Raw genomic sequence first — 14,782 nt, 5'->3', positions numbered from 1 at the left:
AGGAGAGGTCAATAGCCATCCGTTTAAAGGAGGTATCAAATACACGTCGTTCCATCATAGTCAAATTTAAGTTATTAAATCAAATCTGCCCTAAATAGGTCTCCAGTCAAAGGTAGCAACTCCAATATAGGACTTATCATCACATAGCATTAAATATTTATTTATTGGCTCAGTTGCCCTTCATCTACGTGTCGTGCTCAAACTAAAAACCTAAACTCCTAATTTAGCTTAAGGAGCTACAGCTAACCACAATAAAAACTTAGAACAATAAATTTGTGATTCCTTAAACGTATAATAATATTAATCCTCAAGTGAAACGCTACTTGGATCAGATCTATTTTGTTGCTACCAATCACTATAACAGGAGCTTTGCAACCTAACGTAATAACAGAAGCAGATCAATAGAAAGTCTCTCTGGCAACATCAACGCACCATTGTTTTTAATAACAATTAGTTAACTAAATACAGTGGATAATTTGCAACTTTTTCTTCTTTTAACCTTATAAGCTATATACATATAGAAATCATATATACATACAGCTTAACCATCTCACGTTGCTCTATTAGATTGTTTTAATTTATTTTTTAAATAGAGCTTATACCTTGTTATTTTAACCAGCAGTGATAACAAAAACTAATAACAAACAGGTTTTTCTAATTACTTAGCTGTAAACATTCTTCTGAATTCTTACTATTTAAAAGGAGATAATGATTATTTGAAGCTTAGCACATTTACTACAGAAGCTGACTTGATTACGATTCTAATCCTAGGAGTATTACAAAGTCTGTTTTCTTGTAAAGCAGCAAATATTTATATAGCCATAACTTACTGCAGAAAACTGCAATATCGGTGCCATGCTTCTGACGAAGACATTTAAATAAGAAATGAATTACTTGGTTGTAGCACAGCAACCTTACCAGTAGCCTGATCACAAGAAAGTGTAACATAGAATCAATTTAGCCCAATATGTTGGTCTTAGAATCGAAAATGACGGCTATTAGAACCATTATATAGTAGGGTAACTATTAATAGCTGATACTCAAGTTCCTGACAATATAACCCATCTTAAATATTTTAATATTTTTTTTATGATTTTTGTTTTTTAATACAAATTTTTATTGTTAAGTTTATTTTTAATTAGTTTAATATAGTTGATTTGCTTATGAAAACTCGTTACCCATTTGCGCTAGCATCAACGTTGCTAGGCTTACTACTATTTACATCTTGTACTAATTTAAAAAGCGCTGTTTACTTTAATAATATTAAGAACACGGAGTTCTCAAAGAAAATAGAACAACTGGAACCTATTATTCAGCCAAATGACCTATTAAATATTTCGGTTAGTAGTTTAAATCCGGCAGCCTCCGAAATTTTCAATGTATCAAGCTCTTCCACTTTCCGCAACGCTTCTGCAACAAGCTCTATATCTCAGGTAGCAGGCTATTTGGTAGATACAGATGGCTATATTCAGTTTCCATTTCTGGGCAACATCAAAGCAGCTGGCCTTACTAAAAAAGAATTTCAAAATGTAATTAAGGCGTCTATAACTGAGCAGAAGCTATTATTAGATCCGATAATCGACGTCCGGTACCTTAACTATAAAGTCTCTGTCTTAGGAGAAGTGGCCCGCCCATCTGTCCTCACCGTACCAAACGAAAAGCTTACACTATTAGAAGCCCTTGGCCTTGCCGGTGATTTAACTATCTATGCCAGTAGAAATAATCTGTTGCTAATAAGAGAAGAGGGAGGGAAAAAAACCCTTACCAGAATAGATCTAACAACTGATGAGTTGTTTACATCTCCTTATTACTACTTAAAGTCAAACGACATTATATATGTCGAACCTAACAAAACCAAGATTGCAAATGCTAGCGCAGCCAGGCAGTGGCTTCCTATTGTGCTTAGCAGCTTAACTCTGGTAGTAGTGAGTATTGATCGATTAAGTAGATAGAATATTAAAGAGATGGTTAAGAATACTTCTGATAACCCAACACCTGAAAATAACTTTTTTTCAGAATTGGCATACAAATTTTCGCCTTACTGGCCATTGTTCACTATCCTTATAACACTGGCTGTACTAGGCGGGTGGGCATATCTTAATTATTATGCGACTCCGATATATGAAGCATCTGCCTCTCTCTTAATTAAGGATGAGAAGAAAGGTGTTAATGATTCAAAAATGATTGAGTCAATTGATGCTTTTATTACCAGCAAAATTGTAGAGAACGAAATTAATGTTATACATTCCCGCACCCTCATAAAAGAGGTGGTGCACGATCTTGGTTTGTATGCCCCCATTTTTGAAGAAGGCAAATTTAGACCAATCAGCGCCTATACCTCATCTCCTATAAAAATCCGGCTAAAAAACCCGGAACTGCTGCAAGGCACTCCGCCTATTTACTTTTCCTTTGATAACAAAAACAATAAAGTACTGATTGACGGAAAGGCATACCCGCTTCATCAATGGGTAGAATCTCCTTATGGTGTCATAGAGTTTTCAGCAAACAAACAGCTTATAGCTCAAGCAGAAAATCCGCTTTACTTCAGGTTGATTAACCCAAGGGAAATAACAGACCAACTGAGTGGCGGCATAGACATTACCCCATCTGGAAAGCTTTCGACTGTAGTGGACTTAAGATATAAAGACGAGGTACCTGAAAGAGCCGAAGACATTCTGAACTACCTGATTTATGCTTACAACGAAATGGCGATTGAGGACAGAAACCAATTAGCATCTAATACACTCAATTTTGTAGAAAGCAGAATAAAGGATGTAGAACAGGAATTAAAGGACCTGGAAAATGAAGTAGTACAATACAAATCAAATAAAGGAGCTGTTGACCTAAGCGAACAAGGAAAAATGATTTTAAATAGCCGGAGTGAAAACGACCGGAAAATTGCTGAAATCAACAATCACTTATCGGTTCTGGATAAGATAGAAAGGTTTGTACTTTCAAGAAACAGCACGTCTGGAAACATCCCTTCTACTCAAGGAATCAACGACCCTATTCTGTCACAGTTGTTACAGAAGCTCCAGGATCTGGAGATTCAGTATGAAAAGCTTAAAAATACAACCGCTGAGAAAAACCCAATTCTTATTGCTCTAGCAGAGGAAATTGGAAAAGTGCGACCAGGCATACTAGAAAACATACGCACACAGCGCGTTAACCTAAGAACAAGCCTCGCCAACTTAAACTCAACAAACAAGGTGTTTGACTCTGCAATTCAGTCTATACCACAAAAAGAAAGAGAGCTCCTCGATATAAGTCGGCAACAAATTATCAAGAATAACACTTATAGCTTTTTGCTTCAGAAGAGAGAAGAGACTGTGCTTGCCTATGCTCCTACTGCCGGAGGCAGCAGAATTGTCGACATGGCCCAATCTTCGTCTTGGCCAGTAAGCCCCCGCCCTTTGTATATCTACTTAACTGCTATAATGATAGCCAGCCTCCTGAGCATTAGCTTTGTAATGGGCAAAGAGTTCTTGAACAGTAAGGTGCTTTTCAGATCAGAAATTATGGAACACACCAATGCCCCTATTGTTGCGGAGTTTACAAACGTAAAATTTAAAAAGGGTGAATTCTTTAAGGCTGCTACAGAACCTTCAGTGGTAGAGCAGTTCAGGCAACTCAGGACAACTATGGGGCTGTATGGTAGAAACTTCACCAAGAAGAAAATTTTGGTTACTTCCAGCATACCTGGCGAAGGAAAGAGCTATGTAAGTGCAAACTTGGCTCTAAGTCTGGCTGCATCCGGCAAAAAAGTCGTGCTTCTAGATTTTGATTTAAGAAGTCCCAACACTTCCGTTCTCTTCGAAGTTTATAAAAAGAACGGCATCATTGAGTTCCTAGCAGGAGAGAAAGAGGTACAGAACATAATAAATGACTCTGCCTTTACCAATCTTAAAGTTGTATCTGCCGGAGTTAATATAGGCGACCATACAGAGGACTTGCTTAATGGTAGGCTTGAGGGATTATTTGACTACCTAGAAAATGAATTTGATTATTTAATAATAGACACTCCACCAGTTTGTTTGGTATCTGATGCATATTTGCTCTCGGAGTACTGCGATATATCCTTGCTGGTAATCAGGCATGGCTTTACTCCTAAGAGCATTGTGCAGCGCATGGCCCAAAACAATATATTACACTCTCTAAACCAAGCAGCTATTGTATTCAATGGGGTAAAACCCAGAGGTTTTATCAACAAAAAATATGGCTATGGATACGGGTACGGCTACGAGAATAAATATGGTAGCAACACCTATAAAACAAAAGTTGAAGCATAAAGTCCTTTACCAGGTTTAATTAAACAGATCCCCCACTGTTAGCTATTTTTACAATAGCCAACAAAGTTTACCTGTCTCCTCCTTTATTATTAATAAAACAGGGTTTAGCAATTGCCTAAGCTTTGTTCCGGCTTCTAAGGTTGCCTTTACCACCCTAAAAACTTATTTCCAACTTGCGGTATGTGAGTGAGGTAGGCGAAGCCATATCTAAAACTGAAGCAACACAACTTAAAGCACAATAGGTATGCACGAGAGATGGTATGCTGTTTATACAAAACCACGGCGTGAGAAAAAAGTAGCTGAAATTTTAAGTCTTCAAAACATCCAGAATTATTGTCCCTTAAATAGAGTAGTCCGACAATGGAGCGACAGAAAAAAGCTGGTTTATATACCTCTTTTTACATCTTATGTCTTCGTCCGAACTTCGGATAAGCAGCTACATGAAGTAAAAAAAATTGATGGTGTCATTAATCTGGTTACCTGGTTAGGAAAACCTGCTATAATTAAAGATGAAGAAATTTCTACTATAAAACAGTTTCTTTCTGAACACACCAATGTCCAGTTGGAAAAGAAAAAGGTTGCCGTAGACGATTATGTAAAAATCACCGACGGATCACTTCAGGACCAGGAAGGAAATATTGTAGGCGTGAAAAACAATTTAATCCTGGTGTCTCTTCCTTCTCTAGGTTATGTTATGTATGTGGAAGTAGAAAGGTCCAGAGTCGAAATAGTAACCAAATAAATTAACTACAGAACGCGGGTAAGTGCTTGTAAATACCAGGCAATGTAAATCTTAACTGCGAAGTTTCTTCCAAGCGATTAAGAAGTCAATAATCATACTTTACTAGAAATAAGATGAAGATAGCATTCTTTTATAGAAGACTAGATCAGGGTGGCATTCAACGTATGCTCATTAACTGCGCCGAATATTTTTCCAGAAATGGGCATGACGTAAGCATCATTCTGATGAAAAACGAAGGAGAATACTTAGACACAGTTGATAAAAATGTTAAGATTATCCCCTTTAGAAGCACTAAAAAGATTAAGCTATTTGACTCTTTTAAACGCATATTGGTAAAAGAAGAATTCGACATCCTTTTTACAGCCTCTCCCCCGCTGAATATTTTTGCGGTTATATGCAAGCTCCTCGTGAACATCAAAACGAAGATTGTTATTTCGGAGAACAACAACACCATATCTTTATTCAGACAGAACAACAAAATAACAATTTCCAGGCTTACCTTTTTTGGCATACCATTGTTTTACAGGTATGCCGACTGCATTGTAGCAGTCTCCAAAGGGCTTTCCGATAATTTATCTTCTATTGCCCAAATCCCTTCCAGAAAGATAAAAACAATCTATAACCCGGCTTACACCAACCAGCTCACACAGCGCATGCATGAGGAAGTAGAGCATCCCTGGATTTTAAACAAGGAAGTACCGGTACTTATAAATGTGGCCCGCTTAGCCAATGCAAAAAACCAGAAGCTATTGATTCATGCCGTTGCCAGGGTACTGAAATCTAAAAAAATAAAATTGATTATAGTAGGTGAAGGCCCATTAAGAGAAATGCTTCAAGGCGAAATAAACAAATTAGGATTACAGGAGAGTATAGACTTAGTTGGCTTTCAGATCAATCCTGTTGCCTGGGTTGCCAAATCTGACCTTTTTGTTCTTTCCTCAGATTTTGAGGGCTTTGGCATGGTGGTAGTCGAAGCTTTGGCTACGGGTATTACTGTTGTAACCACAAAATGTGATTTCGGCCCGGCAGAAATAGTGAACGAAGGTGAATACGGGTACCTGGCCTCTGTTGGAGATGAAGAAGACCTTGCCAATAAAATACTGTATGCATTGGAAAACCCGCTGGAAAAAGAAAATCAAATCAGGAGAGCCAAAGATTTCCATGTAGACACCATTATGCATAATTACCATGAGCTATTTTCAAAGTTAGCACCTTCCACAGTATAAATTATTCTAAATAAGTTTCATCTACTTCTGTGTAATTCTAGTTCAATCTTGAATTAATCAATGAAAGCTTAAATTATCAAGTGGAGATTTCTTAAAGTTTATCCTTTAACATAAATAAGCCCTACCTAAGTAGTAAAATTTATTACGATATGTTTTCTTTAAGATTTACAATAGTGCTTCTCGCCATATTGCTCATACCATGCCTAATTAGGGTAAAGTACGGCCATGAGCTTTTCCCTTCGATGATGATGCCTTCTGGAGCTCGTAAAGTACAAGTAGGCAGTGAAAAGTTTGAGGTTAGCTATACAACACCATTTGCTATGAAAAAAGATGGTAGCTGGGACAGAGTAGACATTAAGCGCTTTCTTGATCCTATCCCTCCTCATTTTCAGAAGTATATTTTGGATAGGGAATTTGGCCTGAAAGAAAATCAGCCCCCTCCAGCATTTGGATCTTTGACACCTATACTTGTGAAGCTAAATATTGTAAAGAGCAGGGATGCAAATGAACATGATAGAAAAGAGGTAAAGATATGGTTAAAGAGAAAACTTCAGGAGCAAGGGTTCTTTGAAGATAAATTTAAGATTGTACGAATAGACGAAGTTATTTCGATTCCAGATGGAAATAAGTTGAGCGAGGAAAATACAGATGAGAAAATTATATACTTGGACTAATGAGGTTAATTGGCTTTTCTGGGCTAGAGTAGTCAATTCAACCAACTTAGATGTTCGGTCTCTAAGTGCCTTCCGTATTGTCTTAGGTTCTTTCCTATTAGCAACTTTTATTCCAAGCTATAGCTGGATTGCTGAAGCCCCGCAGGCATTATTTAACCCTCCGGTATTAAGCATAGCAAATTTTTTTAATGGATTCCCCAGTAGTGTTTTTTTCATTGCGATTGACTGTTTAATTATTTTCAGTCTAGTGTGCCTTACCATTGGCATAAAAGCAAGAGTATCTACTTTAGTATTCCTGATAACTTGGATTATTGGGCTGAGCTTTAAGTTTTCGTTTGGAAAGATAGATCACTCATCTGTGTTATTATCTGCTTTGCTACTCTGCATGGCCTTTTCTGGATGGGGAAGGCATTTAGCCATACTGCCAGATAAAAAATCAAATCTTGACTCCACATCTAAAAGTCTGGCATTGCTAAGTGTTTTATTATGCTTTGCAATGTTCACTGCCGGCATCTTAAAAGCTTTTAACTGGTTAGACTTTGATATTGAAACAAATGGATTCCTTTCTTGGTACCGCAATGGGTTTTACGGAATTGGCAGACAGTATTTACTCGCACCATACGTCAAATATTTCCCTGCAGTACTAGTAGAATTTTTTGATTATGCGGCTGTGGTATTTGAGTTATCGCCTTTATTGTTTCTCCTACACTCCCGAAAAGGATGGAGGTTATGGCTGTTAATCGCCTGTTCCTTCCACTTATCGAACACGCTAATGCTCAATATAATGTTTGTGTTGAACAGTATGGTTTATATAGTATTTATGGACTACACATGGCTTTATAATAAACTACAGCGCTTATTAGCAATACCACATTATAAATATATCCTTACCGGATCTATTGTAACAATTGGATTACTTAGGATTCTTAATGTTTTTGAGCAAGACGTTCTATTTAGCTCTTTCCTATTTAACGGGGTATGGACAGCGAAGTACTGGTTTGATTTAACTATTTGGGGAGTAGCCATCATTCTTATAATAAAGAATCTTAAACTACAATCTCCTTCCGAGGACATTCAAAAGCATAAGCAGGAATCCGCTATGAAGGCACCCTTATAGATTCCACATGTTTTTCCAGATAATTATTATATTCTAGCTAAGATCTCATGCTTCTTTTCTATGTTCTCTTTAGCTAAGCAATAAACTAAACTGTCTTCCATGGTACCGAATGAAAAGGGTACCTATAACAGCATTTTATGATTATAAGTACAGAATAATGAAGTATTACAACAATTATATTATAGTCATTTTGCTGCTCGCTCTAGTTTTAAATTGGGTTGTTGATGGCAGCAGCTTTATGGATAAGGCAAGTATGAATTTAGGTTTAATGCCTAAATTTACCATTATAGTTATTGAGATACTGCAAGCATTAGTTATTCTACGTATTCTGTTGTTCCATTATAAGAACAATTTTATAATGAAAACAGTCTTCGCTGTTACAGTGTTTTGCATTTTTGAATTTGTTGTATTAAAAGCCATGAATGCAAGTATTCTTATATGGATTTCTGGCATTCGATATTACTTCTCCTTTTTTCCTCTTTTTATTTTAAGCTATCTGTTAGCTATTAAAGGATATTCTATTACCAGAGAGTTCAAATGGTTAATAATCTTAATCCTCATACAAATTCCAGTAACAATCTATCAGTTTTTTAACACCTCCAGTGTTTATTTAGACAATATCCGACAGCCAGTTTTTGACATGATTTCTGGCACAATGGGAGGTAACGCTTCTAACCTCTTGTCACTTGTACTAGGTATAGGTTTACTCTATTTTTTGATAAAATTTGTTGAGGACAAAAAGCTCATATTCTTATTTTTATCTATTGCTCTACTTGTTCCTCCTCTATTAGCAGAAGCAAAGGGGATGTTGATATTAATAATTATTGCATTACTCTATTTAGCACTAATATTCAAGTTTAGCTTTTCGAGATTACTTGTACTAGGAGTTTTAGCCACCTTTCTGATTATTGGTTTTACCTATGTTTACTCTTTACTTGGTTATGCCAAGGAATTAAGCGTCTCATATTTAATAGATTATACAAGTGGTGAATCAGGTAAAGGTCGATTATCAAGAATAGATTCCGTAGTACACAGTTTTAACCTGCTCTTTCAGAATGATGCTTTACTGTTTGGGATAGGAATTGGGAATTCCAACAAGAGCCCATTAGGTCAAGATGGTCAGTTCTACGATTTTTTTACAGTAAGACATAGCCTAGATATTCTTATTACGGAAACTGGATTAATGGGCCTCACAATTTTCACAATAATACTAGGGAAGCTAATTTCAATTTCAAAAAAACTACTAGCTAGTGGGGAATTTATTAGAGACAAAGATAACTTAGTTATTACCAAAGTCTTTTTGGGAACTATTTTGTTCTTTATTTTCGGTCTCGGCTGGGTAGACGTGCTTTTCCGCGTACAATTTATGTATCCATTCGGAATGATGGCTGGCTACATAATAGGTTTATACCATAAAATTCAAATTACTCAAAAAGAAAGAGTTGCCACTTATTATCATCTGCAAACTTAATTATAGAAGGCAACACACCTTATCGGAGCATACAGAACCGGTATAGAACTTTAAGCGGCATAATACCAACAGCCTTTCTGCTGCAAATAGGTTTTGCATTAACCAAAATTTTTTATTCTAATAAATATTAGATCATTCTCATTTTATATCTGACTCCTTGTTATCAAAAGAATACAGGCTCGGGTTTTAAAAAGTCAATGTTCCCTATAGAAATAGCTTTTATTCCATAGAATCGTCTTCGCATAATTAATTCGAAACTCCTGCCCCTACCAGGTGTGCTATTTGAGTAAGTTGATTCTTATCGAGATAAGTCTAAGACGGATAAACGATACAATAACTCGCTCTTTAATGTAAAGAACCGCGTTACTTTAAAGAAATCTATTGACATAAATCACTATTCCTATTAAGATTAAAATGACATATGTCACTTTAGGTTACTGTTGTTTTGACCTCTGCTAACCAATAAAAATAAATAGTATATGAAGCTATTAATAATTACTCCATTCAAGAATGAGGAAGGATCTATAGCTCGAACGATTGAGTCGATTTGTAAACAAACCTGCCATCCAGCGGCATGGATACTAGTAGACGATAATTCAACAGATGCTTCACCTGAAATTGCCATTAACTACAGCCAGAAGGTGGAGTACATTCACTACTATTTAAAAGAAGATGAAGGACAAAGGGCCACAGGAAAGAACGTGATCGATGTCTTCAACTTTGGACTGGCAAAAGCAAAAGCACTGGGTGTAGAATGGGATGTGGTTCTGAAACTAGATGCCGACCTGGTAATAGACCGAACCGATTACCTGGAGTTTATCTTAAACAAATTCTCAAGTTTCCCAAGCCTGGGAATAGCGAGTGGCGCCACCTACATTCTCAAAAATGGTCAGAAAGTAATAGAGTCTAAGCATAAATGGCATACACAGGGGCCTAACAAGTTTTACAGAAAACAATGCTTGGAAGCCATGGGAGGCTTAAAGCCTTTTAAAGGTTGGGATGGCATAGACGATATTCTGGCCAGGCACCACGGGTATATAACCGAAAAGTTTTTTGAACAACTTATCTGGCACCTATACCCAACACAGACCCGAAATGCGGAAGGCGGCGCAAAAAACGGCATCAGGAGAGAGGCCGCCAGTTACCAGAACAGAAACTACCCATTTTATATGTTTCTGCTAAAAGCTGGCAAACTCGCTAAAGCAAAGAAATTTCAGGAAGCATTTATTTTTCTCTTTTATGGCTTAAAGCTCAAGCTTTCTACTAAACCACTGGTCAGCCAGGAAGAAGGAGAAATTATCAGAAACTTTTTAAAACAACGGTTCTTTAGAGGGTTCAGGTACACCTCCTGAAGAAATGCATTTACATCGTATTTACACCCTTCCACTGCAGATAACAGATCATGGCAGCAAGCTAGCTGCACCCTCTGCCTGCCCCTTACTTGCTTTAGTACGAACTCGCTTTACTTTAAGCTCCAGACATCATGCTTTTTGGATACGACGTCTATTTGAAAAACAGAACCATTTTAATCGAAGAGTTAAAACAAAAGATCGCTGCCGGTCAGACATCTACCATCATCTCTTTAAACACCCTTAAACTGCATCAGGGTGCCCAAAGCCGGAAACTAAGAGAATTGTTTCAGGCAGGCACCTACACCATTCCTGATGGGCAGTCTATCGTGTTTGCGGAGTACCTCGTCAATGGCAACAAAATCTCTTCTATTTCTGGTGCAGAACTGATGGTTGAGCTTATAAAAGAATCGGACAAGTCAGGCTACAAAATATTTTTTCTTGGGTCTCCTGCAGAACTGCTGGACAAGGTGAACGATAAGATTAACCGAGACTATCCCCGGCTTAAAGATAAGGTCCGCTTCCAGCATGGGTATTACCCCATCGATCAGGAAGCTCAAGTCATTGAGAAAATTGCTGCATTCCAACCCGACTTTCTTTTTGTAGCGTTTGGCTCACCCAGAAAAGAAGAATTTATTGTGAAGTACAGCAACCTGCTTCAAACAAGAGTAATTATGGGTGTGGGCGGAAGCTTTGAGTACTTTGTTGGGGACGTAAAATTAGATCATCTTTCGAAAAAACTGGGCCTGCGATGGTTCATCAGAACGATTCAGGACCCTAAAAGATTAGCAAAAAGATACGCCATCTGTAATTCGTACTTTCTGTTCGCACTGCTGAAAGAGATATTCAAGAGCAGAGTTTTGCAAGTTAAGGCCTGATCGTATCAGCAGCCGTTAACTGTTTTGTTCCCGATCAAATTATTCTAATGAAAACGGCCTTCCGGAGGTACTTGTCAGATAGTAGCAGTTAGGCCCTGATTAGTTAAGAACAACAAGCTGCAGCATTTACAAAGCAGCAGTTCAACTATTTACTCCTCAAACAATTAGCATCCAATAATTCTAATGAAATGGGCCTTCCAGAAGGTCGCGAGTACCTTTTGCCCATATGCTAATGCTTTAACTCCCATTTATAAGAATTTAATCTACGACTCTTATGGAAATCACCATTGTAGCCGGAGCTCGCCCAAACTTCATGAAAGTTGCTCCCATCATCAAAGCAATCAACAAGGCCAATCAGGCTGATAGGCAAATCTCTTTCAGGCTGGTGCACACAGGCCAGCACTACGACAAAAAAATGTCTGGCAGTTTCTTCGAAGAACTCGGCATTCCGGAGCCAGATGTAAACTTAGAAGCAGGAGGAGGAACACAGGCAGAGCAAACAGCCGCCATTATGGTGAGGTTCGAGAAAGAACTGATGAACAACCGCCCACACGTGGTGCTGGTAGTAGGAGATGTAACCTCTACCATGGCTTGCGCTATTACAGCCAAAAAACTAAACATAGAAGTGGTGCATGTAGAAGCCGGCATCAGGTCGGGAGACTTAACCATGCCCGAAGAAATAAACAGAATGGTTACTGACAGCATCACCGACCATTTCTACACTACCTCCAGCCATGCCAACGAAAACCTGATTAAAAGCGGAGTGCCATTAAGTAGGATCCACTTTGTGGGCAATACCATGATCGACACCTTGCTCTCCAATTATGACAAACTCAGAAACCCGGAAATCAAAGTAAACGGGGAAAGCCTGAAGCCAAACTCCTATTTCATTTTAACCCTGCACCGGCCTTCCAATGTAGATCAGGAGAGTCAGTTTATAGAAATCATACGCGCTATTTTAGAGGGTACAGGCAACTACCCTATTGTTTTTCCGGTTCACCCCAGAACTGCTAAACTACTAGAAACGATGAACATAAATGATCCGCGCTTACATTTTGCGGAGCCGCTCTCCTACCTTGAATTTAACTATTTGGTAAAGCATTCGAAGGGGGTGATTACGGATTCCGGAGGAATTACCGAAGAAACAACCATTATGGGAGTACCTTGCCTTACCCTCCGGAACAATACCGAAAGACCTGAAACCATTACAATTGGTACCAACGTGTTGGTAGGAACCGACCCGAAAAAAATAAAATCCAACCTAATGGACATCATGAACGGCCAATGGAAGAAAGGAGACATTCCTCCGCTGTGGGACGGTAAGGCAGCAGAAAGAATCATAGCCAGTTTGCTGGAAATCTATGAAGAAGAGTTAGCCCTGATACCTTCTTGAAAACTGGTTCTACGCTGAATACAGGTACTAAGGCTTCTTCTTTGTTCAAAAGTAGAGGCCTTAGTACCTGCATTTAAAAGATCTTTTAGCTATAAAGCACAAAGCATATGGACCTTCGGCAGTTAAAGGGCAAAATAGTTAGTGGCATATTCTGGAGTTCCTTACAGCTGCTTATCAGCAGGGTCTTCGCTTTTATTATAAAGCTGGTGTTGGCAAAGCTGCTGTTTCCTGAGCAGTTTGGGTTAGTAGGCATGGCAACTGTATTCACCAGCTTTGTGCAGGTGTTCAACGACCTGGGCATTGGAGCGGCGCTGGTGCAGCGGAAAGAGGAAAACCTGCGAGAAGAGCATTACCACACCGCCTTCTGGACAGGTGTTATCTGGGCAATAGGCGTTTATTTACTTATTGTATTGGCGGTAGCCCCGCTGGCAGCTATCTTCTATAAGGAGCCATTGCTTGAGAGCATCATTCCTATAATTAGCTTGGGAGTTTTGTGCAGCCCTGTTAACCTGGTGCACAAGGCACAGCTCACCAAACAGATGAGCTTTAAAAAGCTCACGGTAATAGAAAATTCTGCTTCTATTGTTTCGGGCATACTGGCGGTGGGGTTGGCATTTATGGGAGCAGGTGTCTGGGCCTTGGTATTTAATACAGTTGCGTCAGTGGTAATAGCCATGCCACTTTTCTTTAATGCAACCAAATGGTTACCGAAGTTTCAGTGGAGCAAGCTGGCGTTTAAAGATGTGTTTGGCTTTGGCATTTATACCACCGGCACCAACTTCTTTACCGTGCTGATGCAAAACCTCGATTACCTGCTCATAGGCAAGCTGCTGAGTGCCTCCGCATTGGGTGTTTACACGCTCGCATTCGTTCTGACAGACACTTTCAGGAGCCAGCTTACCAAGATGATTAATAAAGTAATGTACCCGGTATATGGCCAGAACCAGGATGACCTGATTACACTCAAGCTGATTTACTTTAGAGTTGTAAAGTACATCAGCATTTGCCTGTACCCGATCATGACCTTCTTGATTGTGCTGGGAGAGCCCTTTATTCTTTCGTTTTTTGGCGCTAAATGGATCGGTTCCATTCTGCCTTTAAAGATTCTGGCTTTTTCTGTAATGATACACCTGCTGGTAAACAGCCACGCCATACTCCTAAGAGGCTTAGGAAAAGCTAGAGTAGAAATGCGGATGCAGTTTGTTAAGTCTTTGCTGTATTTACCATCTATCGCTGTTGGCATCTACTGGTTTGGAATTGTTGGCGCTGCCTGGGCCTATGTTCTCAACAAGGTGCTGGAAGTGGTAATTGCTCAGTATTACCTGAAAAAGTTTGTGAATATTACCTTATCCGATCTTTTTGTGGCGATTAGCCCTCCGCTGCTGGCCAGCCTGATTGCGTTTATCGTCACTTTTCTGCTTTATACTTCAGGTATTCATTTTGTCGTGTGCACAATTGCGTTGGCCATCAGTTATGGTCTCACCATCTGGCTCATGATGAGGGCCGAACTCATAAAGCAGTTAAAAGGATTGAAAAATATGGCCAAAAAGAAAGCAGAAAAGTCTGTAGTCTAAACCCAACTCCATTGTGGCAACTAACCTTAAACTGCTTGCCCCTTAGCTATATTGGGTTAGTGCCTGTTT

At 38.8% G+C, this 14,782-nt stretch carries 11 protein-coding genes; all 11 read left to right on the top strand.

The window, feature by feature from the left end; genetic code table 11:
- Positions 1-1,163: 1,163 nt before the first annotated feature.
- Entirely contained in the window at positions 1,164-1,952 is a 789-nt protein-coding gene (locus tag ACMA1I_RS22215) for a polysaccharide biosynthesis/export family protein (RefSeq protein WP_337070689.1), read from the top strand.
- A gap of 12 nt (positions 1,953-1,964) precedes the next feature.
- Positions 1,965-4,289, top strand: coding sequence for a polysaccharide biosynthesis tyrosine autokinase (locus ACMA1I_RS22210; RefSeq protein WP_337070688.1), 2,325 nt, complete (start codon positions 1,965-1,967; stop codon positions 4,287-4,289).
- A gap of 244 nt (positions 4,290-4,533) precedes the next feature.
- Positions 4,534-5,031, top strand: a complete 498-nt coding sequence (locus ACMA1I_RS22205; protein WP_337070687.1) for a UpxY family transcription antiterminator — start codon at positions 4,534-4,536, stop codon at positions 5,029-5,031.
- 113 nt (positions 5,032-5,144) lie between these two features.
- Positions 5,145-6,257: a glycosyltransferase gene (locus ACMA1I_RS22200; protein WP_337070686.1), complete on the top strand. Its 1,113-nt coding sequence runs from the start codon at positions 5,145-5,147 to the stop codon at positions 6,255-6,257.
- A gap of 149 nt (positions 6,258-6,406) precedes the next feature.
- Positions 6,407-6,931 carry a hypothetical protein gene (locus tag ACMA1I_RS22195; protein WP_337070685.1) on the top strand — a complete coding sequence of 175 codons (525 nt, stop codon included), beginning with the start codon at positions 6,407-6,409 and terminating at the stop codon, positions 6,929-6,931.
- The gene (locus ACMA1I_RS22190) at positions 6,906-8,048 is read left to right on the top strand and encodes a hypothetical protein (RefSeq protein WP_337070684.1); all 1,143 of its coding nucleotides are present in this window, start codon (positions 6,906-6,908) and stop codon (positions 8,046-8,048) included. Before ACMA1I_RS22195 ends, ACMA1I_RS22190 begins: the two co-directional genes overlap by 26 nt.
- Positions 8,049-8,205: 157 nt before the next feature.
- Complete coding sequence (locus tag ACMA1I_RS22185) at positions 8,206-9,519, top strand: hypothetical protein (protein ID WP_337070683.1); 1,314 nt, start codon at positions 8,206-8,208, stop codon at positions 9,517-9,519.
- 479 nt (positions 9,520-9,998) lie between these two features.
- On the top strand, positions 9,999-10,871 hold the full coding sequence (locus ACMA1I_RS22180; protein ID WP_337070682.1) for a glycosyltransferase family A protein: 873 nt from the start codon (positions 9,999-10,001) through the stop codon (positions 10,869-10,871).
- Positions 10,872-11,002: 131 nt separating this feature from the next.
- Positions 11,003-11,746 carry a WecB/TagA/CpsF family glycosyltransferase gene (locus ACMA1I_RS22175; RefSeq protein WP_414703967.1) on the top strand — a complete coding sequence of 248 codons (744 nt, stop codon included), beginning with the start codon at positions 11,003-11,005 and terminating at the stop codon, positions 11,744-11,746.
- 274 nt (positions 11,747-12,020) lie between these two features.
- Positions 12,021-13,139 carry a non-hydrolyzing UDP-N-acetylglucosamine 2-epimerase gene (gene wecB, locus ACMA1I_RS22170; protein ID WP_337070680.1) on the top strand — a complete coding sequence of 373 codons (1,119 nt, stop codon included), beginning with the start codon at positions 12,021-12,023 and terminating at the stop codon, positions 13,137-13,139.
- Between the two features lie 107 nt (positions 13,140-13,246).
- Entirely contained in the window at positions 13,247-14,713 is a 1,467-nt protein-coding gene (locus ACMA1I_RS22165; RefSeq protein ID WP_337070679.1) for a lipopolysaccharide biosynthesis protein, read from the top strand.
- The last annotated feature ends 69 nt before the right edge of the window (positions 14,714-14,782 follow it).

Source organism: Pontibacter sp. 13R65 (assembly GCF_047525655.1).
Lineage (GTDB): Bacteria > Bacteroidota > Bacteroidia > Cytophagales > Hymenobacteraceae > Pontibacter.
The sequence above is the reverse complement of the archived record's forward strand: the minus strand, read 5'-3'. Positions and strand labels throughout refer to the sequence as shown.

Bases quoted from the DNA above. Each gene is read 5' to 3' on its own strand.
- ACMA1I_RS22215 (WP_337070689.1), top strand. From the start codon at position 1,164: ATGAAAACTCGTTACCCATTTGCGCTAGCATCAACGTTGCTAGGCTTA.
- ACMA1I_RS22210 (WP_337070688.1), top strand. From the start codon at position 1,965: ATGGTTAAGAATACTTCTGATAACCCAACACCTGAAAATAACTTTTTT.
- ACMA1I_RS22205 (WP_337070687.1), top strand. From the start codon at position 4,534: ATGCACGAGAGATGGTATGCTGTTTATACAAAACCACGGCGTGAGAAA.
- ACMA1I_RS22200 (WP_337070686.1), top strand. From the start codon at position 5,145: ATGAAGATAGCATTCTTTTATAGAAGACTAGATCAGGGTGGCATTCAA.
- ACMA1I_RS22195 (WP_337070685.1), top strand. From the start codon at position 6,407: ATGTTTTCTTTAAGATTTACAATAGTGCTTCTCGCCATATTGCTCATA.
- ACMA1I_RS22190 (WP_337070684.1), top strand. From the start codon at position 6,906: ATGAGAAAATTATATACTTGGACTAATGAGGTTAATTGGCTTTTCTGG.
- ACMA1I_RS22185 (WP_337070683.1), top strand. From the start codon at position 8,206: ATGAAGTATTACAACAATTATATTATAGTCATTTTGCTGCTCGCTCTA.
- ACMA1I_RS22180 (WP_337070682.1), top strand. From the start codon at position 9,999: ATGAAGCTATTAATAATTACTCCATTCAAGAATGAGGAAGGATCTATA.
- ACMA1I_RS22175 (WP_414703967.1), top strand. From the start codon at position 11,003: ATGCTTTTTGGATACGACGTCTATTTGAAAAACAGAACCATTTTAATC.
- wecB (WP_337070680.1), top strand. From the start codon at position 12,021: ATGGAAATCACCATTGTAGCCGGAGCTCGCCCAAACTTCATGAAAGTT.
- ACMA1I_RS22165 (WP_337070679.1), top strand. From the start codon at position 13,247: ATGGACCTTCGGCAGTTAAAGGGCAAAATAGTTAGTGGCATATTCTGG.